Below are 20,180 nucleotides of genomic sequence, written 5' to 3'. Positions count from 1 at the left end.
CTAGTCTCATATTCCGCCAGAGACAGATTGGTTCCTCAGCTTAAAGATAGGGTGAACCAAGCCATAGAATTCGCTCGAAGAGGCGCACCGCAAAGGGTCTGGTTCGCAGTTGCTCCAGTGTGACCTGACTTGCAGTTTCGATTGACCGATCGATCCGTTGTTCCAGAATTTCGGCAAACGAAAGATCGAACACCTCCAGATCAACCTCGAAATTCAGCCGATGCGAACGCGGATCCATGTTGGAGGAACCGACATAGGCCCAGCGCCCGTCAATCACCAGAAGCTTGGAATGGTTGAAGGGACCGGATGCGCGCCACAACCGGCAATGCCCTTTCAGAACCTGATCGAACTGTGCGGTCATGGCCCTGTCAACCAGCGTCAGGTTATTGGAAGCGGGAACGACGATATCCACCGTCACGCCTCTACGTGCTGCAGTCGCCATAGCGCTGATCAACTCGCGATCCGGCAGGAAATAGGGTGAAACAATGCGGATATTGGAGCGGGCGACGGAAAAGGCACCCATCAGCATCTTGTGATTGGTTTCCACACTACGGTCTGGCCCGGAGGCGACCGCCCGAATGAGCTTGGCATGCCCCGGCGCGTGGGCTGGGGCTGCAATCTGCCATTCTTCGCCGTCGAGAATCTCATCGCTGGCATAGTGCCAGTCTTCGGCAGCAATGGCGAAAAGATCAGCAACGACCGCACCGGTAATGCGGAAATGCGTGTCGATCGCGCAGCCTTCACCCTTGCATGCGCGGGAGAAATCTTCGCGAATATTCATGCCGCCGGTAAACGCCACAGCACCGTCGACGATCATGATTTTCCGGTGGGTGCGCAGGTTCGCGTAAGGCTGACGGAGCCCTACGATGACATTTCCGTTGAACACTGCGACGCTGATGCCGACATCCTTCAGCATGCCGAGAACACTGGGCACGGAGTAACGCGCGCCAACGGCATCGATCAGAACGCGCACCTGAACGCCGCGCGCGACCGCTTCTCCCAGAGTGGCAACAAAGCGACGACCAATCCTGTCACGATCAAAGATATAGGTTTCTAGGATGATACTGCGCTTGGCTGCGGAAATGGCAGACAGCATGGCCTCGAACGCCGCATCGCCACCATCCAGCAATTCTATTTCATTGCTGCTGGTCATCGGATGGCGTGCCACACGATCGCCAAGTGTCTTCATCGCCAGAAAACGACGACCAAATTCCATGGCCACGCTAATGTCATCGGCATCGTAATTATCGAGGTGGGCAAGCACTCCACCCTGTCTCAGGCGTCGTCGATTGAAGATGACCTTGCGACGAACCCGGTTGATACCCGCGATGAGATAGAGCAAAGCGCCGATGATGGGGGAGAGGAGGATAACGCCCACCCAGCCCACCGCTGAGCGAACTTCCTCCTTCGTCATCGCGACATGAATGGCCGCAGTCGCACCCATGACGACCGACAAGACGAAAACGATGTGCGGCCAATAGGGCGACAGGAAATCCAGCATGCTTCACGATATAGGCGCGGCGCAGGAAATCGCAATCGCCTCAGACAACGTCCCACGCGAAAGTCACCAGTCTACATGTCTAGATATCTAGACATGTAGACATTACTTGATCGTCATGGCAGCGACGGGAGGCTCGGCACCGTCCGGAATCGGGCTGCGATAGGGCTGACCCTTCAATCTCTTCTTCAGATCGGCCCAGGCAGCTTCACGAAGCTGCGGGCTTTCAATGGCAGCAAGGCCAGTTGCTGCCATGACTTTGGCCGTTGCAACCATTCCTTTGTGTGCAAGCGAACTCTTGCCCTGCGCCACCACCTGCCAGGTGTGCAGTTGCGTGCCGATGGCAAGCGTTGGGCCATAGGCCTGCACGGTTGGCACCACCCAGCTGACATCACCCACATCGGTCGATCCGCCCATTTGGCGCAATTCGTTATGAGCCGGCAAAATGAAATCCGGCAGCGCCAGATCGTCTCGCGCCTCCAGACGCTCCTGCGCCCAGCTGGCGGCAATGTCTTCGACAGACAGAGTATCGCGGATCGATTTTGCGAAGGCCTTGTCCTTTTCGTCGAATTGCGGCGTGCCAAGGCTCTGCCAGATATCCTGCATGACATCCATCAGCGGCCTATTGACCACAAGGTTGGAAACGCCAGCGAGGATGGTGCTTTCCATGGTGGTTTCGGTCATCAGGGCGGCACCTTCAGCCACCTTCTTCACCCGCTCGATCAGCGAGAAAAGGCCGGGAAGTTCTGGCGCGCGCACCACGTAACGCACCTTGGCATAGGCCTGCACCACATTTGGAGAAATGCCGCCTGCGTCCAGAAGCGCGTAGTGAATGCGGCAATCCTGTTGCATGTGTTCACGCAGATAGTTGACACCGACATTCATCAGTTCGACGGCATCCAGCGCACTGCGCCCCAGCTCCGGGCTGGCAGAAGCGTGCGACGCGCGCCCCCGAAAGGTGAAATCGATGCGGCAATTGGCAAGCGAGGTCTCCCGCTGCACGCCGGCGAAATTGCTCGGATGCCAGCAAATGGCGATATCGACATCCTCAAAAGCGCCAGCCCGCACCATGAAGGCCTTGGCGGCACCGCCCTCTTCTGCCGGGCAGCCGTAATAGCGAACACGACCGGGTGTGCCTGTAGCCTGCAGCCAATCCTTCAGCGCTGTGGCTGCGAGCAGCGATGCGGAGCCCAGAAGATTATGTCCGCAGCCGTGGCCGTTTGCATTCGGTGCTAACGGCGCGAAATGCGAAACATCGGCCTTCTGGCTGAGACCGGCCAGCGCATCATATTCGCCAAGGAAGGCTATGACCGGACCGCCCTCTCCTGCTTCTCCGATCAAGGCTGTCGGGATACCCGCAACGTTTTCCGTGATGCGAAAACCTTGAGTCTCCAGCATCTCTCGGTGCGCGGCAGCCGATTGCGTTTCCATGTAGCAGGTTTCCGGCGTCTCCCAGACGCGGTTTGCCAATCCGATGAACGCCTCCTTCTTCTTCTCGACAGCATCGAAGACTTCAGGAAGGTTATTGCTCATGGACATCGGATTCACCTGCATGCGGAGTTTCGAATGGACCAGAACCTATCCCACACCGCATGGATTGCAAATCTTTCCTGCAGGGTTCAACGCTGCCAGTTTGCTGTGCAGAGAGCCGCTTGCAGCCGTGCCCACTCTTCACCTTTTGGCAAGCCGATCCGTAAGCAATCAGGCCGCTCGGCAAAGCGGCGAACCAGAATTCCAGCATGTCCCAGATGCTGATATAGAGCTTGCGCGCTGGGATCGCGCACGTAACGAAACAGCGGGGTGCCGCCTGCCACGATCAAACCCGCCTCATTCAGCATAGCGTCCAGCCTGCCAGCCTCATCCGCCAGCTGGCGCCGCATTGCTGCTTGCCATTCAACATCTGTCAGCGCCTCCAGACCGATATGCAGCGCCGGACCGGGAATGGCCCATGGCCCGAGCCGCTGTCGTAAACCTTGAGCAAGATCCGGTTCGGTGACGGCAAAGCCCAAACGAATACCCGCCAGACCATAAAACTTGCCGAAGGAGCGGAGGACTGAGAGCCCCACATGAACATCTGCCACCAAAGCGGAAGGTTCATCCAGCACATCCCGAAACGCTTCATCGAGAATCAGCATTCCACCTTTTGCCGCCAGCTTATGCGAAAGCGCCAACAGATCGGAATCGGGAGTGAACCGCCCATCCGGATTGTTCGGATTGACGACTAGAGCGAGATCCGCTTGTGAAAGGGCATCGAAATCATCTGTTTCCACGGTTTTGAAACCGGCCATCCGGCAGGCTTGCGCATGTTCCGCATAGGTGGGCGAAAGGATTGCGGCCTTCACGCTGGAGGCAGCACGTCCGCCAAAAGCATGCTGTGCAATCATTGGCACCAGCAGATGGGTGCCGGGAGCCGCGGCTAGATTGTCCCCGGCGCGCGCGCCGTAACAGCGCGCTGCCGCTGCACAGAGATCAAGAAGCGCCGAAGGTTCCGGCAAACGTGAGAAAGCGGTGGCAGGGATCGGTGAATAGCCATAAGAATGCGGACTGATACCGGTGGACAGGTCGATCCAAGGTGTTGGCGCATCGGGAAACTCCCGCACTGCCCGCATCAAACTTCCTCCGTGGTCGATCCGTTTGTGTTTTTCTGGCTGCATTTCGAATTCCATGGCTTTCACGCTTGCCTTTATCGCTCTCGTTATTGAACGGCTCTTGGGTTATCCGCAATGGCTGGTGGACCGCATTGGCCATCCGGTGATCTGGATCGGCAAACTGATCTCCAGGCTGGAAGCGCGCTTCAACATAGCGTCCGAGAGTTTTGAGACGCGGCGACGCAACGGCTTGCTCTGCTTCATCTTTCTGCTCGCGCTGACCATCGCTCTGGCCGCAAGCCTTGAGGGCATGCTGTTTCTGCTGCCGCTCGGTATTCTGCTGGCAGCGCTCCTGTCATCCAGTCTTTTGGCTCAGAAAAGCCTTGAGGACCATGTGCGCGCCGTGGCCGATGCGCTGGAAACCGGCGGACTGGAGGCCGGACGCAAGGCGGTTTCGATGATCGTTGGCAGAGACCCCGACCAGCTGGATGAGGCAGGGGTGTGCCGCGCAGCGATCGAAAGCCTTGCCGAAAACTTCTCAGACGGCATCACTGCCCCAGCGCTCTGGCTGGGTCTGTTGGGTCTGGCTGGCGGCACCGCCTATAAGGCGACGAACACAGCTGACAGCATGATCGGCCACAAGAATGAGCGCTACTATGCCTATGGCTGGGCAGCGGCCCGCTTCGACGATCTCATCAACCTGCCAGCCTCGCGACTGACCGCGCTTCTGTTCACCGCAGCTGCCTTCATGACACCCGGCGCATCGCACCGGAAAGCATGGGAGGCGGTGCGTCGCGATGCGGCCAAGCACAAATCACCCAATGCCGGCTGGCCGGAAGCGGCCATGGCGGGTGCGCTGGGTCTCGCCCTTGCCGGACCCCGCGTCTATGGCGGCGAATTGGTAGATGACCATTTCATGGGCGAAGGAGGACGCCGCGAGGCCACAGCCGCGGATATTCGCCGGGCGCTGACCCTATCCCGCACTGCCGATCTTCTGCTCATCGCTCTCTTTGGTCTGCTGGCGGTAGCGACTAGCGCGCTAATGTGAGCAGCAGATCGAGATCGAGGTGCCGCTCCATATGCGCGGCCAGCCGATCAAGAACCTCTTCCACGCCCTGTTCGTAATCCAGCCGTGACGCCTCTCCGCCCAACTTTTTAAGCCAGGCAGAACGCTGGGCATCATCCGCAAAAAGGCCGTGAACATAGGTGCCGGCAACGAGACCGGATTTCGATTGCGCTCCCTCAGTCCGGTCCTCGATCACTGCAAAGGCGCGGGCGCAATCAACACCTTCCGTTTCACCCACATGCATTTCATAGCCGGCAAAAGAAATACCATCCGTCGTCTTGCCCTGTACGGCCACGAGGCGCTTGTCTCCGGTCAGCCGCGTTTCAACATCCAGAAGGCCAAGCCCCGGCTCAACTGCGCCTGCCGGTCCCTCGATACCGTCAGGATCGACGACGCTTTTCCCCAGCATCTGGTAACCACCGCACAGGCCAAGAACCGGCTTTCCCCGCCGCACATGGGCGGCAATATCGATATCGAAACCTGCAGCTTTCAGTGCCTGCAGATCGGAAATCGTCACCTTGGACCCCAGCAGAAGAACGAGATCCGCATCGGCAGGCAGGACACCGCCGGGCCTGACACGGATCAACTCGACATCCGGCTCGGCGTCCAGCGGGTCCAGATCATCGAAATTGGAAACATGAGGCAGGATCGGCACCGCGATGCGGATCTTCGCCCCCGGTTTTGCTGCAGGCTTCGAGTTCAAAGCCAGCGCATCTTCTGCCGGAAGCCGCGAAGCTTCCGGGAAATGCGGTAACAAACCAATTGGGCGCCAGCCCGTGAAACCCTCGATCATCCGCATGCCCTCATCGAACAGGCTCGGATCGCCCCGGAAGCGATTGACGATGAACCCAAGGATCATCGCCGCGTCATCGGGGTCAAGCACCGTCTTCGTGCCTGCAAGACTGGCGATGACACCGCCGCGATCAATGTCGCCGATCAGTACGACAGGCACATCAGCGGCGCGTGCAAAGCCCATATTGGCAATGTCGTTGCGACGAAGATTAACCTCGGACGCGCTGCCTGCCCCTTCCACCAGCACCAGATCAGCCTGGGCCTTCAGGTGCTCAAAGCTTTCCAGAACGGCTGGCATGAGCCCGGCCTTGATGTGCTGGTATTCAGCTGCCTTGGCATTGCCGCGCACCTTGCCCTGCACGACAATTTGCGCGCCGACTTCGCTCTGCGGCTTCAGGAGAACCGGGTTCATGTGCACAGACAGGGGCACCTTCGCGGCGCGCGCCTGCAGCGCCTGCGCCCGGCCTATTTCCCCGCCATCAGCGGTCACGGCAGCATTGTTGGACATGTTCTGCGGCTTGAACGGCAAGACCTTCAAGCCGCGCAGCGTAAAGGCACGCGCAAGCCCAGCGACCAGCAGGGATTTTCCAACATCCGAGCCGGTGCCCTGAAACATCAATGCCTTGGCAGGATTCGTCACCATCAGAATTCGATTCCAGCCTGTGCCTTCACGCCTGCCTTGAAATGGTGTTTCACCAGCGTCATTTCCGTCACCATGTCAGCCGCTTCAATCAGCGGCGCCTTGGCATTGCGACCCGTGACGATCACATGCAGATCCGGCCTGCGAGCCGTCAAATCCGCGACGACCTTTTCGAGATCAAGATAATCATAACGCAGCGCGATGTTCAGTTCATCGAGGATGAGCAGGCCCACATCCGGCAGCGCCATCATTTCCAACGCCTTTTCCCAGGCGCGTTCAGCGGCGGCAACATCGCGCTTGAGGTCCTGCGTATCCCAGGTGAAGCCCTCGCCCATGGTATGCCAGATCACGCGATCACGGAAAGCTTCAAGCGCCACGCGCTCGCCCGTATCCCAGGCGCCCTTGATGAATTGTACGACTGCGACCTTTCGCCCATGGCCCAGCATACGCAGAGCAAGCCCGAAGGCCGCCGTGGATTTGCCCTTGCCCGGTCCCGTATTGACGATAAGCAAACCCTTCTCGATGGTCTTGGAGGCCACTTCCGCATCTTGCACCGCCTTGCGATTGGCCATCTTGCGGCGATGACGTTCCGCTTCGCTCTCGTCAATCTCCTTCATTGGCCTCTCCTCGCTGTGCTCTTCATTCGAGCGGCGGACTATAGTCGAAACACCTCAGGCGACAATCACCCCTGCTGCAATCACCATTGACAGCAAGTTGCACAAGGGCATAGTGAACGGCTGTGAACGGTCTTTTCCCGGCAACGGGAAAAGCTAAGAGGGAACGTGGTGCGGTGTTTCGCCCAAGCCACGGCTGCCCCCGCAACTGTAAGCGGCCTTCCACCTGTTGAACCGGGTTGGAGCGTCCGGCGCACAATGCCACTGAAGAATGCTTCGGGAAGGCGGCGCAGGCACGATGGTCGCGAGCCAGGAGACCTGCCGTTTATGCATGAAATCCGCCGGGCGGGGTGCTCCGGGCAAGGATGTATCAAACCATGTGAGGTGAGTAACCTGACATGGATGCGCCCCATTGCAACAATGATTTGGGGTGGATTCTTGGATCTTTCTATACGACAAGATTTGAAACGGGCCGGAACGGACGCAGCACCCCACGTGGTCGTTTATGTCTGCGAAACCTGCCGCAGCGGCCAGGAAGCTGCCGATGCACCGCGCGATGGTGCCGTGCTGGCCGATCGTGCGAAATCGCTGTTCGCTGAGGGGGTTGAAATCCGCTCCGTCGCCTGTCTTGCCAATTGCAAGCGAGCCCTGAGCGCCAGCATCCAGAGCGCAAATGGCTGGTCCTACGTCTTCGGTGACCTGACCACCGATGCGGCCGAAGACCTGCTGGAAGGTGCGCGCCTGCTGGCCGGTTCCACCGATGGCCTGATGCCCTGGAAGGGTCGCCCGCACGCCCTCAAGCGCGGTATGATTGCCCGCATTCCGCCGCTTCAACCAATTCTTACAAACGTCGAAGGACAGACTTCATGACCAACTCGCTCGCCCGCGTGCCCTGCACCGTCGTCACCGGCTTTCTTGGCGCCGGTAAAACCACGCTGCTGCGCCATGCGCTGGAAAACATCAAAGGCAAGCGCCTTGCTGTCATCGTCAACGAATTCGGCGATGTCGGCATTGATGGCGAAATCCTGAAGAGCTGCGGTATCGAAAACTGCCCGGAAGACAATATCATCGAACTGGCCAATGGCTGCATCTGCTGCACGGTGGCCGATGACTTCGTGCCCGCCATCGACAAGATTCTCGCCATGGAACCCAAGGTCGATCACATCCTGATCGAAACCTCGGGCCTTGCCCTGCCGAAACCGCTCGTTCAGGCCTTCCAGTGGCCGGGCGTGAAAAGCCGGGTAACGGTGGATGGCGTCGTTGCCGTTGTCGATGGTCTGGCGCTCGCCGAAGGCCGCGTGGCCGATGACATGGAGGCGCTCGCCGCCCAAAGGGCAGAAGACCAGTCGCTCGACCATGACGACCCGGTGGAAGAAGTCTTCGAAGACCAGATCGCCTGCGCCGATCTGGTGATCCTCACCAAGTCAGACCTGTTGAATGAAGCGTATCTGAAAAAGGCCCGCGCCCATGTGGAGGACCACCTTCCTCGTGCCGTACGCATCGTGAATTCCCAGAACGGTCAGATTGATCCGGCCATTTTCATCGGGCTTGGTCTGGCAGTGGAAGACGATATCGAGAACCGCAAGACCCATCACGATGACGAGCTGGACCACGAGCACGATGACTTCGACAGCTTCGTGCTGGATATCCCGGCCATTGCCAGCCCCGAAGAACTGACCAAGCGGATTGCCGATGTGACGGATACCGAAAAGGTTCTGCGCATCAAGGGTTATGTGGAAGTGTCCGGCAAGCCGATGCGGCTTCTGGTGCAGGCGGTTGGCCCCCGCGTGAACCATTATTTCGACCGTGCCTGGCGTGCCGGTGAAGACCGCCGTTCTCGCCTTGTCGTGATCGGTGAAAAGGGCATCGACGCCGAGAAGATCGGGAAGTTGCTGGCCGCCTGATGCATATTCTCGCCACCACATCCTCGTCGCTTGACGATCTGATCGAACCGGTTGATCTGAACCAGACGCCGGGGGATGTGGTGGTGCTGTCCTTCACCGATAGCGACCTGAACGGGGTCGCCAGCGCCTGGAGCCGGCTGGAAGGCGCACGCCCCACTCTTCGCCTTGCCCAGCTTGCCGATCTGCGCCACCCCATGTCGGTCGATCTCTGGATCGACAAGGTGGCGCGGCACGCAAAGCTGATCCTTGTGCGCATTCTCGGCGGCTATGACCGGTGGCGCTATGGCGTGGATGAGCTGGCGCGTATCGCTAGAGAGCGGAATATTCCGCTCTACCTTTTGCCCGGAGAATGCAGCGAGCGCGATGAGCGGCTGGAAGCGGCTTCGACCGTGGATCTTCCGGCAATCCAGTCGGTGCTGGCCTTCTTCAGAACCGGTGGACCGGATAATCTGGATCGACTTGTTAGCCGACTTATAAAAAGGCTATCTGGAGACATCGTCACTGCCGTGCCAGAGGCAACCGACGTTCCCAAGCTTGGCCTCTACCGGCCTCATCACGGCGTGGTATCGCTGGACGAGACCCTGAGCGAACGTGCAGACAAGCCACTTCTGCCGCTGCTCTTCTATCGTTCCATGCTGCTGGCCAGCGATGTCGAACCCATCAATGCGCTGGTGGAGGCTCTGGAAGATCAAGGCGTTTGCGTTCTGCCCATCTTCGTTCCGGGCCTCAAGGACGCTGCAACGCTGACCCATGTGCGGGATATGCTAGCCCCTTTGCAGCCTACGGCCATCATCACCGCCACCGCCTTTGCCAGCAATGCAGAACTGGAGGGCGAGACGCTGTTCGATGTGCTTGGCGTGCCGGTGTTTCAAACCGTGATTGCGACGACAAAGCGGCAGGCCTGGGCGGAAAACCAGCGCGGACTTGGACCCTCCGATCTTGCCATGCATGTGGTCCTGCCGGAACTGGATGGGCGCATTCTGGCAGGTGTTTTGTCCTTCAAGGCGGAACGGCAAGCGGGCGAAGATTTCGGCTTCACCGGCTTTGCCAATGCGCCAGAGCCGGATCGGGTGGAGGCGACGGCTGATCGCATTCTCAAGCATCTGGCGCTTTATGCCACGCCGAAAGCGCAGCGACGGATCACCATTCTGATGCCGGATTATCCCGGTGCCGATGGCCGAACCGGCTATGCAGTCGGCCTCGATGTGCCGGAAAGCGTTTTGCAAATGCTGCGAGACCTGCAGGCCGAAGGTTATGCGGTGAGCGACATACCAGCGACCGCCAAAGACCTGATGGACCGCGTGTTGCGGCGGACGGAAAAGCTGGATGCGCAGGTCTATTCGGACTATTTGCGCACGCTTCCCGAAGAGGCACGTTCTGCCGTGCAAGCCGCTTGGGGAAATTATGATGCCGACGAAGCATATGCAGGGAGCGCATTCCATTTCCGCGCCGTGCAATTTGGTCATGTGACCGTCGCATTGGCCCCGGACCGTGGTCGCGAGGCGGATCGTCGCACGGATTATCACGACCCCGCCCGCCCGCCACGCCATGCGCTGCTGGCCTTCGGCTGCTTCATGCAGAGGGAGCTGCGCACGCAGGCCATCATTCACGTCGGCGCCCATGGCACGCTGGAATGGCTGCCGGGCAAGAATGTCGCGCTGTCGCAAAACTGTTTCCCGGACATCGTGACTGGTTATCTGCCGGTTCTCTACCCCTTCATTGTCTCCAATCCCGGCGAGGCGGCCGTCGCCAAGCGGCGGATTGCCGCCCAGACCATCGGGCATCTGCCGCCTATGCTGGCCACGGCAGGGCTTTCCCCCGCCCAGCAAAAGCTGGAATTGCTGGTGGACGAATATGCGCAGGCCGACGGCCTGGACCGCAAGCGCCGCGACCGGCTGGCCAAGCTGATCGTTGAAACGGCGGAGGAAACTGGGCTGGCGGCAGAAGCCGGGATTTCCCGCGAGGAAGACCCCGATACCGCCCTTTCCCGAATTGACGCCTTTCTCTGCGACCTCAAGGATTTTGCCATAAAGGACGGCCAGCATGTGTTTGGCCGCGCCGATGAAGGCGAAACCGATCCGCTGCGACTGCAAAGTGCGAAAGCCGAGCGCGAGGCGCTGCTGGCCGCGCTCGATGGCCGCTTTATTCGCCCCGGCCCCTCCGGTGCGCCTGCCCGTGGCCGCCGCGATGTTCTGCCCACAGGCCGTAATCTCTACGCGTCCGACCCGCGCACTATGCCGACGCCCACCGCCTTCGAGCTGGGCAGACTGGCCGCCGACGAAGTGATCCGCCGCTATCTTCAAGACCATGGCGACTGGCCGAAAAGCCTTGTGATCGATCTCTGGGGAAGTGCCAGCTTGCGCAGCGGCGGCGAGGAAGCGGCACAGGGGCTGGCGCTGATGGGAGCGAGACCGGTTCAGGACGCCGCGACCGGACGGGTGACCGGCATTGAAGTTCTGCCCCCCGCGCAGCTGGGCCGCCCGCGTGTGGATGTCACCTTCCGCATTTCCGGCCTGTTTCGCGATATGTTCCCCTCTCTGATTGCGCTGCTGGATGCTGCGACGCGTTCCATCGCAACCCGCGAAGAAGCGGAGGGCGACAATCCGCTGGCTGAAGTGGCGAAGCGGCACGGGCAAATCCCACCGCGCATTTTCGGTTCGGCTCCCGGAACCTATGGCTCCGGCATCGAGGAAAAGCTTTCCTCCGGCGACTGGCAGGCGCGTGAGGAGCTGGGCCGCGCCTATCTTTCCATGACCAGCCATGCCTTTGGCGGGCCTGATGGTGATGGCTTTGAAGCTTCCGAAGCCTTTACCGAACGGGTGCGGCAAGCGGATCTGCTGGTGCATACCGGCGACGATCCGGGCCGCGACCTGCTGGATGGTTCCGGCGATGTGGCCTTTATCGGTGGCTTTGCCGCAGCCGTGGCAGCCCTCGGCGGCAAGGCGGATCTGATTTCACTCGATACCACCAACCCGCAAAAACCCCGCGCCCGTTCCGTAGCGGAAGCCGTGACGCGGGTGGTGCGCGCCCGCGCCATCAACCCGCGCTTCATCAGCGGCCAGATGCGCCACGGCCCGCGAGGTGCTGCGGAATTTGCCGAGACGGTGGATCGCCTCGTCGGTTTTGCCGAGACAACGGAAGCGGTTCCGCAAAGTCTGATCGAAGCCATCTACGATGCCTATGTGGCCGATGAACGGGTGAGGGACTTCGTGCTGGACCAGAACCCGGAAGCCGCCCGCTCCATCGCAGAACGGCTGATGTCTGCCCGCCGTCGCGGGCTCTGGCAGCCGCGCCGCAACTCCGTGGATCGTGATCTCGAAATGCTGCACGGCTCTGCCCATGCGAGGGCGCGGCGATGAACGTGATGGCCTCCTCCATGGCGCGCGGCGCCTGTCCAGCCCTCCATGCGCCGATGCTGACCGGCGATGGTTATCTCTCCCGTGTGGCGCTGACAGAGGCCATATCGCCCGAACAACTGGCTGCGATCTGCAAGCTCGCCATCGAGCACGGCAACGGCATTCTGGATATTTCGGCCCGTGGAAACCTGCAAATTCGGGGTCTGACGTTAGATTCAGCCGCAAAATTGGAAGCGGATGTTCGCGCCCTAGACCTGCCGCTGCGCGAAGGCTTGGCGGTGGAATGGTCGCCACTGGCAGGCTTTGAAAAGGGCATGGATCCGCGCCCGCTGGGCCTTGCCATCATGGACCATGCGAGAGCGCTGCGCGGCAGGCTCGCACCCAAGCTTTCCGTCGTGCTGGAAACCAATGGGCTGATCCGCCTTGATGATCTGCTGGCCGATATCCGGCTGGTCGCGACTGAGGAGGCCGAATGGACGGTCTTCCTCGGCGGCACATTCCAGACCGGTCACGTCATCGGTTCTGTAAGGGATGAAAACGCGGCCCTTTGCGTGGCGGCGCTGTTGGATCATTTCGCCAGCCTTGGACCGAAGGCACGAGGGCGGCAGATCGATCCTGCCACGCTTCCGCAAGATGTGCTGCGCCATCTGAAACCTATCACGGCTCAAGCAATCCTACTCCGCCAGAACCCGTTCGGGCCTTTTGCACTTGGGCTGAATCTGCACACCCTGCGAATTGCCCTGCCCTTCGGCCAGACGAAAGCGGGCACGCTTGAGGAGTTTGCAAAGCAGGCAGAAGCACTCAGCATCGGAAGCATCAGGCCTGCGCCGGATCATAGTTTGCTCGTCTTCGCAAACAGAGAGGTCTGCCAAAGCCTGCAAAAAGTCGCCACGCAGCTTGGTTTCGTCGTTAAGGCGGATGACCCGCTACGGCAGATTGATGCCTGTCCGGGTTCGCCTTCCTGCAATTCCGCACGGCTGGCAACGCACGCAGCCGGTCGCTTTGCTGCGGCGGAAACTTCCTCCCTCTTTGACGGGTCAATCCGGCTTCATCTCTCCGGCTGCGGCAAGGGTTGCGCGCATCCCACCGCCTCGCCGCTTGCACTGGTGGGCAGCGAAAACGGCAGCCATCTTGTATTCTGCGGCAAAACCACGGATACCCCAATCCAACAGCTTGCCCCTGGCCATGAGAGAGCGGCTCTCAGAGCCCTTGCGTCCCTCATTGAGACGTCACGGCGGGACGGCGAAACGAACCATGATTGCCTAGTGCGGCTCGGTCCCGGCGGGATTGCCGCAGCACTTGGCGAAGGACCTTGATGACGGACTACGATTACATCCGCGATGGCGATGCGATTTATCGCAAATCCTTCGCCATCATCCGCGAGGAGGCGGATCTTTCCCGTTTCAGCGAGGAACAAGCGGATGTCGCCATCCGCATGATCCATGCCTGCGGACTGGTGGAAGCAGCAGCGCATTTCGAGTTTTCAGCCGACTTTGTGGCCGCCGCGCGCGATGCGCTTCTGGCAGGAAAACCCATCTTCTGCGATGCGCAGATGGTGGCCCACGGCGTGACCCGCGCAAGGCTTCCGGCCCAGAATGAGGTCATCTGCACGCTGCGCGACCCGCAGGTGCCGGACCTTGCCAAACAGGTGGGCAATACACGCTCTGCAGCCGCGCTGGAACTGTGGCGAGATCGGCTGGAAGGTTCAGTCGTCGCCATCGGCAACGCGCCGACCGCGCTCTTCTACCTCCTGGAAATGCTGGACAAGGGCTGCCCGAAGCCTGCCGCCATCATCGGCATGCCGGTCGGCTTCGTGGGTGCTGCCGAAAGCAAGGAAGCACTTGCAGAAAGCCGACACGGCATTCCCTATGCCATCGTAAAGGGCCGCATGGGCGGCTCAGCCATGACGGCAGCCGCCGTCAACGCACTGGCGAGGGCCGGCCTATGAGCGAAGCGATTCCCGGCAAGATCTATGGTGTCGGAACCGGTCCCGGTGATCCCGAACTTCTAACATTGAAGGCCGTCAAGGCGCTGAACAATGCCGATGTGTTGGCCTTTTTCGCCAAGCGCGGCACGCGCGGCAATGGGCGCACCATTGTGGACGCCCATGTGCGGGCTGATATCCTCGAACTGCCGCTCGTCTATCCGGTGACAGTGGAGGAGGACAAGGACAGCGAAAGCTATAAACGCGCCATCGATGGCTTCTTTGATCAATCGGCGGCAGAGATTGCCGTGCATCTTCAGGCGGGCCGAAACGTGGCAGTCTTAAGCGAAGGCGATCCGCTGTTCTACGGCTCCTATATGCACCTGCATCTGCGGCTTGCGCCGCATTTTCCGGCGGAAGTCATTCCGGGCGTCACGGCCATGTCCGGCTGCTGGTCACTGGCCGGTCTGCCGCTGGTGCAGGGCGACGATATCCTCAGCGTTCTGCCCGGCACTCTGCCCGAGGACGCACTGACGGCGCGACTGGCCGGAACCGATGGCGCGGTGATCATGAAAGTTGGCCGCAACCTGCCGAAGATCCGCCGCGCATTGGCCGCGACCGGCAAGCTCGGCGGCGCGATCTATGTGGAGCGCGGCACCATGCCCACCGGCCATGCCATGCCTCTGGCTGAACGGGATGAAACGGCGCCGGCACCCTATTTCTCGCTGGTGCTGGTTCCCGGCTGGAAAGCCCGCCCGCAAGGATTTGCGCCATGACGGGCAAACTCACCGTTGTCGGCCTCGGCCCCGGCAGCCCTGAGCAGATCACGCCGGAAGCTCTTTCTGCTGTGGCTGAGACGACGGATTTCTTCGGTTATGGCCCCTATGTGGACCGGCTGGATCTGCGCCCCGACCAGCGCCGCCACGCCTCCGACAATCGCGAGGAAATCTCCCGCGCCGGTGCCGCCCTCACCCTTGCTGCGCAAGGCGGAAAGGTGTGCGTCGTCTCGGGCGGCGACCCTGGCGTTTTCGCCATGGCCGCCGCCGTCTGCGAGGCCATTGAGGCAGGCCCGGCGGAATGGCGCAAGGTTGATTTTGCCGTGGTTCCGGGTGTCACCGCCATGCTGGCCGTGGCGGCAAAGGCAGGCGCGCCACTGGGGCATGATTTCTGCGCCATCTCGCTTTCCGATAACCTCAAGCCTTGGGACGTGATCGAAAAACGCCTGGTTTCCGCCGCGGAAGCTGGTTTCGTAATGGCCTTCTATAATCCCGTCAGCAAGGCGCGCCCGCACCAGCTGGGGCAGGCTTTCGACATCCTGCGCGCCCACCTACCGGGAACAGTTCCGGTCATATTCGGTCGCGCCGCCGGTCGCCCCGATGAACGCATCAACGTCGTGCCGCTGTCCGAAGCGCGTTCCGATATAGCTGATATGGCGACCTGCATCATCGTCGGTTCCACGGAAACACGACTGATCGAGCGGGAAAGCCAGCCCCCGCTGGTCTATTCACCACGTTCCTGGATGGGTGGGAAGGCCTGATCCACATGGGCAGTGAGCGCCTCGACCGTCTGGAACGATGGAACCTCCGGCAAAACCGGACGCTTGATCATGATGACCTGCAGCGCAAGAGCACGCGCCGCGGCGATCTTGCCGTAACTGGCGGCACCGCCCGAATTCTTGGAAACGATCACCTCGATGCCGCTTTCCGCCAGCAGCGCCTGCTCATCCGCTTCGTTGAAGGGACCACGGGCTGTGAGGTAACGCACGTTTGGCAAGTTCAACGGCGGCTCCACCGGATCGACGCTGCGCACGAGATAATCATGCTGCGGCGCTGCCTTGAAGGGCAGAAGCTCCTGCCGACCAAGCGCCAGAAAGGCGCGGCGCGGTTCGCGCCCCAGCGCCGCAACCGAAGCCTCAACGCTCTCCACCTCGGTCCACCGATCACCTGCCTGCCGCTCCCAGCCGGGGCGGCGCAGAGCGACCAACGGTACACCAGAAATTTGCGCAGCCTTCGCCGCATTGGCGGAAATGCGCGCCGCGTAAGGGTGTGTCGCATCGATCAGCAGATCGAAGGCATTGGCCTTGAGATAGTCGGCAAGACCTTCCGCTCCGCCGAAGCCACCCACACGCACCGGAACCGGCTGCGCCACGGGGGCCTTGGTGCGACCCGCGAGCGAAAGCTCCAGCCCGAAACGGTTCATGCCGCGCAAGGCTTCGGCCAGCTGCCGCGCTTCCGTCGTCCCGCCCAGAATGAGAATGGAGTGCACCGCTATGGCTCCTGATTTGCCCTCATCCCTTCTACCTGCTGACATCTGGTTGTCCATCGTCGGCATTGGCGAAGATGGTCTTGCCGGTTTGGGAGAGAGAGCAAGGCAGGCGATTGCCAGGGCGGAATTCGTCTTCGGCGGCGCACGGCATCTGGAGCTTGCCAAGGCAGCAATCACAGGCGAGGCCCGCCCCTGGCCGCAGCCATTCGATAGCGAAATGAAGTCCGTGACGGCGCTGCGGGGCAGAAAAGTCTGTGTGCTGGCCTCAGGCGATCCCTTCTTCTTCGGCGTGGGCGTGACGCTGGCGCGACAGGTTCCGGCGAGCGAGTTCATTGCCTATCCAGCGCCGTCCGCCTTTTCGCTGGCGGCATCACGACTGGGATGGGCCTTGCAGGATATCGAGACGGTTTCACTACACGGGCGGTCGCTCGATCTGATCCGGCCCCTTCTGCATCCAGGGCGAAGGGTGCTGGCTCTGACCTCTGACGAACACGGCCCTGCAACTATTGCAAAGCTGCTAGCGGAGAACGGGTTCGGCGAAAGCCGGATCACGGTTCTGGAAGCACTAGGTCGGGAACGGGAGAAGATAAGCCGGGTAAAGGCATCGAGCTTCGATCTGGTTGGCCTTGATCCGCTGAACCTTATCGCCATCGAGGTGCAGGCCCAACTGCAGGCCCGCATTCTGCCTCTGGGCTTTGGCCTACCCGACGATCTCTTCGAGCATGATGGCCAGATCACCAAACGGGAAATTCGCGCGGTAACGCTTTCCGCGCTGGCTCCCCGCAGGGGCGAACTGCTGTGGGATGTGGGTGCAGGTGCGGGTTCCATCGGCATCGAGTGGATGCTGGCGCATCCTTCCATGCGCGCCATTGCCATTGAACATCACCAGGAGCGGGTCGCTCGAATTCGGCGCAATGCGGCCTCCTTCGGCGTACCGGGGCTTCAGGTGGTGGAGGGCAAGGCGCCCGGCGCACTCTCTGGGCTGCCGACACCGGATGTCATATTCATTGGTGGCGGTGGCAGCAAGGATGGCGTGCTGGAGGCAGCCATCACCGCACTTCCCGCTGGCGGAAGGCTGGTTGCCAATGCGGTGACGCTGGAAATGGAGCGGGTCCTTCTCGATGCACAGGTGCGGCTTGGAGGCAAGCTTATCCGGCTGTCCATAGATCGCGCCGAGCCCGTTGGTCCCATGACCGGCTGGCGCGCTGCCATGCCGGTAACGCAATGGGCCTGGGTAAAGGCATGATGGCGCTTGGCATTGGCTGCCGGAAAGGCACAGCAGCGGCTGTGGTGCTGGCGGTCATCGATGAAGCTTTGCAAGCGCATGATCTCAAGCTTGCCCATCCGCTTTTCATCGCGACCGGCGGCATCAAGGCAGAAGAAGAAGGCATTCGCGAAGCTGCAAATCAGCTTGGTGCCGATTTCCTCATTCTGCCGGATGAAGCCTTGCAAGCCGTTACGTCCCGAACACTCACCCGCTCGGAATTAAGCCTTGCCCATACCGGCCTGCCCAGTCTGTCAGAAGCCGCAGCCCTTGCAGCAGCCGGACCAACCGCCCGCCTTGTCGGCCCCCGCCACGTTTCGCGAGGCGTCACCTGCGCCATTGCCATTTCGGAGAATAGCTTATGACCGTTTACTTCATTGGCGCAGGCCCCGGTGCCGCAGACCTCATAACCGTGCGTGGCCGTGACCTTATCGCGCGCTGCCCTGTATGCCTTTACGCCGGGTCCATCGTGCCGCGCGAACTTCTGGATTACTGCCCGCAAGATGCACGCATCGTTGATACCGCTTCGCTGTCGCTCGATGAAATCGAGGCAGAGTACATTGCTGCCCAGGAAGCGGGTCAGGATGTCGCACGCCTGCATTCCGGCGATCTCTCGGTGTGGAGTGCTGTCGCCGAACAGATGCGCCGGCTGGACCGGCTCGGCATCGATTATACGCTGACGCCGGGCGTACCTTCGTTTGCGGCTGCCGCCGCCGCGCTGAAGCGTGAGTTGACCATTCCAGAAGTGGCGCAAAGCCTGATCCTCACCCGCGTGTCCGGCCGCGCGTCCAAAATGCCGGACCGAGAAAATCTGGCGAACTTCGCCGCCACAGGTGCTACGCTCGCCATTCACCTCGCCATCCACGCGCTGGACAAGATCGTTGCGGAGCTGACGCCGCATTACGGTGCAGACTGCCCCGTCGCCATCGTGGTCAAGGCAAGCTGGCCGGATGAGAAGATTCTGCGCGGCACGCTGTCCACCATCGCAGCTCAAGTGGCTGCAGAACCGATCGAGCGCACGGCGCTGATCTTCGTCGGGCCTGGTCTGCAGGCGGAAGATTTTCGTGAGAGCGCGCTTTACAGCCCGGATTACGTGCGACGGTTCAGGTCGGGCAAGGGTAGCGCAGAAACCTGATCCGACAGTGTGAACGGCGCTTCACCGACCAGCTTTCCCTGACGGTCAAACACCAGCACCTCCAGCGCAATCTCAGGCGTCTGCAAGGCTTTGGCTGCCGTTTTCCAAGCAAGACCGGCAATGTGATTGCCCAACGGAATACCGCGTACCTCGGCCAGCTGGAATGCGTGCAGCACCGAATTGGCCTTGGCAATCTCATCGGCCAAGGCCGCATCCGCTCCGGCTTCAGCAGCCACCTTCGCTAATGCCTGCAGATCCGCAAGCCCACGCTTGGAATGCACATCCAGCATTCCCTGCGCGAGCTTTGTCATCTTGGCGACACCGCCCGCAACAGTCACTTTCGGAACCGGATGTTTGCGCAGATATTTCAACATGCCACCGACGAAATCGCCCATGTCGAGAAGCGCGGTTTCAGGCAGATTGTGATACGCCTGCACTGCCTTTTCCGTGGTCATGCCGGTGGAACCGGCGACATGGGGCAGCCCTTCAGCGCGTGCCACATCGATGCCGCGCCAGATGGAGTGAATCCACGCCGAACAGGAAAACGGAATGACAATGCCGGTGGTGCCAAGCACGGAGAGGCCACCGACAATGCCCAGCCTTGGATTCAGAGTTTTCTGCGCTAGCACCTCTCCATCGGGAATGGAAATCTCCACATCGAAATCCGTATCGCCTCCGGTCACTTCAACAATCGCGGCGGCAATCATCTGGCGCGGAACAGGGTTTATGGCCGGTTCGCCCGGTGGAATGGGAAGGCCGGGGCGCGTCACGGTACCAACACCTTTGCCGGCTAAGAACTGCAGTCCCTTTCCCTGTTCACCGCGACGGATGGTCGCGATAATCAAAGCGCCGTGCGTGACATCCGGATCGTCGCCTGCATCCTTGATGATCCCGGCACGGGCAAAGTCTTCGCCCTGCTCTTCCAAAGCAAGCGAAAAAGCCGGTCTCTGGCCTCCGGGAAGGGTAATCTCAACCATTTCGGGGAAACCTCGGCCCATCAGGGCAAGGCAGGCCGCCTTCGCCGCCGCAGCGGAACAGGTTCCCGTGGTCCAGCCACGACGTAGTTCTTTGCCTTCAACGTCCATGAATGCATCTATATCGTTGCGGTTGAGCATCGTCACTGGCAAAAGCATG

The 20,180-nt window shown here is 60.7% G+C and carries 18 protein-coding genes and 1 riboswitch; of the genes, 11 read left to right on the top strand and 7 right to left on the bottom strand.

Going from position 1 to position 20,180, the window contains the following annotated elements; translation table 11 throughout:
* Positions 1-40: 40 nt before the first annotated feature.
* The 3 genes from cls to cobD all read right to left on the bottom strand — a co-directional run bounded on the left by cls (position 41) and on the right by cobD (position 4,152).
* A complete protein-coding gene (cls, locus tag E8M78_RS20400) occupies positions 41-1,501 on the bottom strand; it encodes a cardiolipin synthase (protein ID WP_137136797.1) in 1,461 nt (486 codons plus the stop codon).
* A gap of 102 nt (positions 1,502-1,603) precedes the next feature.
* Positions 1,604-3,037 (bottom strand): M20 family metallopeptidase, encoded by a 1,434-nt coding sequence (locus E8M78_RS20395; protein ID WP_137136796.1) that lies wholly within the window; start codon positions 3,035-3,037, stop codon positions 1,604-1,606.
* A gap of 80 nt (positions 3,038-3,117) precedes the next feature.
* Positions 3,118-4,152: a threonine-phosphate decarboxylase CobD gene (cobD, locus tag E8M78_RS20390; RefSeq protein ID WP_137136795.1), complete on the bottom strand. Its 1,035-nt coding sequence runs from the start codon at positions 4,150-4,152 to the stop codon at positions 3,118-3,120.
* A gap of 10 nt (positions 4,153-4,162) precedes the next feature.
* On the opposite strand from cobD, the gene cbiB reads away from it, so the two are divergent.
* On the top strand, positions 4,163-5,134 hold the full coding sequence (cbiB, locus tag E8M78_RS20385; protein ID WP_137136794.1) for an adenosylcobinamide-phosphate synthase CbiB: 972 nt from the start codon (positions 4,163-4,165) through the stop codon (positions 5,132-5,134).
* Here the strand turns inward: cbiB and E8M78_RS20380 are convergent.
* Positions 5,118-6,587 carry a cobyric acid synthase gene (locus tag E8M78_RS20380; RefSeq protein ID WP_137136793.1) on the bottom strand — a complete coding sequence of 490 codons (1,470 nt, stop codon included), beginning with the start codon at positions 6,585-6,587 and terminating at the stop codon, positions 5,118-5,120. The two genes, cbiB and E8M78_RS20380, sit on opposite strands and share 17 nt — an antisense overlap.
* Positions 6,587-7,201: a cob(I)yrinic acid a,c-diamide adenosyltransferase gene (cobO, locus tag E8M78_RS20375; RefSeq protein WP_137136792.1), complete on the bottom strand. Its 615-nt coding sequence runs from the start codon at positions 7,199-7,201 to the stop codon at positions 6,587-6,589. Before cobO ends, E8M78_RS20380 begins: the two co-directional genes overlap by 1 nt.
* A 110-nt stretch (positions 7,202-7,311) precedes the next feature.
* A riboswitch (cobalamin riboswitch) is annotated at positions 7,312-7,539 on the top strand.
* A 97-nt stretch (positions 7,540-7,636) separates the two neighbouring features.
* On the opposite strand from cobO, the gene E8M78_RS20370 reads away from it, so the two are divergent.
* The 7 genes from E8M78_RS20370 to E8M78_RS20340 are packed head-to-tail and all read left to right on the top strand — an operon-like array spanning position 7,637 to position 15,919.
* On the top strand, positions 7,637-8,068 hold the full coding sequence (locus E8M78_RS20370) for a DUF1636 family protein (RefSeq protein ID WP_246658413.1): 432 nt from the start codon (positions 7,637-7,639) through the stop codon (positions 8,066-8,068).
* Positions 8,065-9,102, top strand: a complete 1,038-nt coding sequence (gene cobW, locus E8M78_RS20365; protein WP_137136791.1) for a cobalamin biosynthesis protein CobW — start codon at positions 8,065-8,067, stop codon at positions 9,100-9,102. Before E8M78_RS20370 ends, cobW begins: the two co-directional genes overlap by 4 nt.
* Positions 9,102-12,461, top strand: a complete 3,360-nt coding sequence (cobN, locus tag E8M78_RS20360; RefSeq protein ID WP_137136790.1) for a cobaltochelatase subunit CobN — start codon at positions 9,102-9,104, stop codon at positions 12,459-12,461. The genes cobW and cobN overlap by 1 nt, the downstream gene beginning before the upstream one ends.
* Complete coding sequence (gene cobG / locus E8M78_RS20355) at positions 12,458-13,774, top strand: precorrin-3B synthase (protein WP_137136789.1); 1,317 nt, start codon at positions 12,458-12,460, stop codon at positions 13,772-13,774. The genes cobN and cobG overlap by 4 nt, the downstream gene beginning before the upstream one ends.
* Positions 13,774-14,406: a precorrin-8X methylmutase gene (locus E8M78_RS20350; RefSeq protein ID WP_137136788.1), complete on the top strand. Its 633-nt coding sequence runs from the start codon at positions 13,774-13,776 to the stop codon at positions 14,404-14,406. Before cobG ends, E8M78_RS20350 begins: the two co-directional genes overlap by 1 nt.
* Entirely contained in the window at positions 14,403-15,158 is a 756-nt protein-coding gene (locus tag E8M78_RS20345) for a precorrin-2 C(20)-methyltransferase (RefSeq protein ID WP_137136787.1), read from the top strand. Before E8M78_RS20350 ends, E8M78_RS20345 begins: the two co-directional genes overlap by 4 nt.
* Positions 15,155-15,919: a precorrin-3B C(17)-methyltransferase gene (locus tag E8M78_RS20340; protein ID WP_137136786.1), complete on the top strand. Its 765-nt coding sequence runs from the start codon at positions 15,155-15,157 to the stop codon at positions 15,917-15,919. The genes E8M78_RS20345 and E8M78_RS20340 overlap by 4 nt, the downstream gene beginning before the upstream one ends.
* Here E8M78_RS20340 and E8M78_RS20335 read toward each other — a convergent pair.
* Entirely contained in the window at positions 15,883-16,653 is a 771-nt protein-coding gene (locus E8M78_RS20335) for a cobalt-precorrin-6A reductase (RefSeq protein ID WP_246658419.1), read from the bottom strand. The genes E8M78_RS20340 and E8M78_RS20335 overlap by 37 nt on opposite strands.
* Here E8M78_RS20335 and cbiE point away from each other — a divergent pair.
* Genes cbiE through cobM form a run of 3 tightly spaced genes read left to right on the top strand, consistent with a single transcriptional unit; the run spans position 16,652 to position 19,046 of the window.
* The gene (cbiE, locus tag E8M78_RS20330; protein WP_246658412.1) at positions 16,652-17,893 is read left to right on the top strand and encodes a precorrin-6y C5,15-methyltransferase (decarboxylating) subunit CbiE; all 1,242 of its coding nucleotides are present in this window, start codon (positions 16,652-16,654) and stop codon (positions 17,891-17,893) included. The two genes, E8M78_RS20335 and cbiE, sit on opposite strands and share 2 nt — an antisense overlap.
* Entirely contained in the window at positions 17,872-18,276 is a 405-nt protein-coding gene (locus E8M78_RS20325; protein WP_246658411.1) for a cobalamin biosynthesis protein, read from the top strand. The genes cbiE and E8M78_RS20325 overlap by 22 nt, the downstream gene beginning before the upstream one ends.
* The gene (cobM, locus tag E8M78_RS20320) at positions 18,273-19,046 is read left to right on the top strand and encodes a precorrin-4 C(11)-methyltransferase (RefSeq protein ID WP_137136783.1); all 774 of its coding nucleotides are present in this window, start codon (positions 18,273-18,275) and stop codon (positions 19,044-19,046) included. Before E8M78_RS20325 ends, cobM begins: the two co-directional genes overlap by 4 nt.
* On the opposite strand, the gene E8M78_RS20315 is transcribed toward cobM, so the two are convergent.
* On the bottom strand, positions 19,001-20,131 hold the full coding sequence (locus tag E8M78_RS20315) for a cobalt-precorrin-5B (C(1))-methyltransferase (RefSeq protein ID WP_137136870.1): 1,131 nt from the start codon (positions 20,129-20,131) through the stop codon (positions 19,001-19,003). The two genes, cobM and E8M78_RS20315, sit on opposite strands and share 46 nt — an antisense overlap.
* Between the last annotated feature and the right edge of the window lie 49 nt (positions 20,132-20,180).

The sequence above is a fragment of the Rhizobium sp. FKY42 genome (assembly GCF_005222835.1).
Taxonomy (GTDB): Bacteria; Pseudomonadota; Alphaproteobacteria; order Rhizobiales; family Rhizobiaceae; genus Neorhizobium.
Note: the sequence above shows the minus strand (reverse complement) of the source record. Positions and strands in the feature narration are given on the sequence as shown.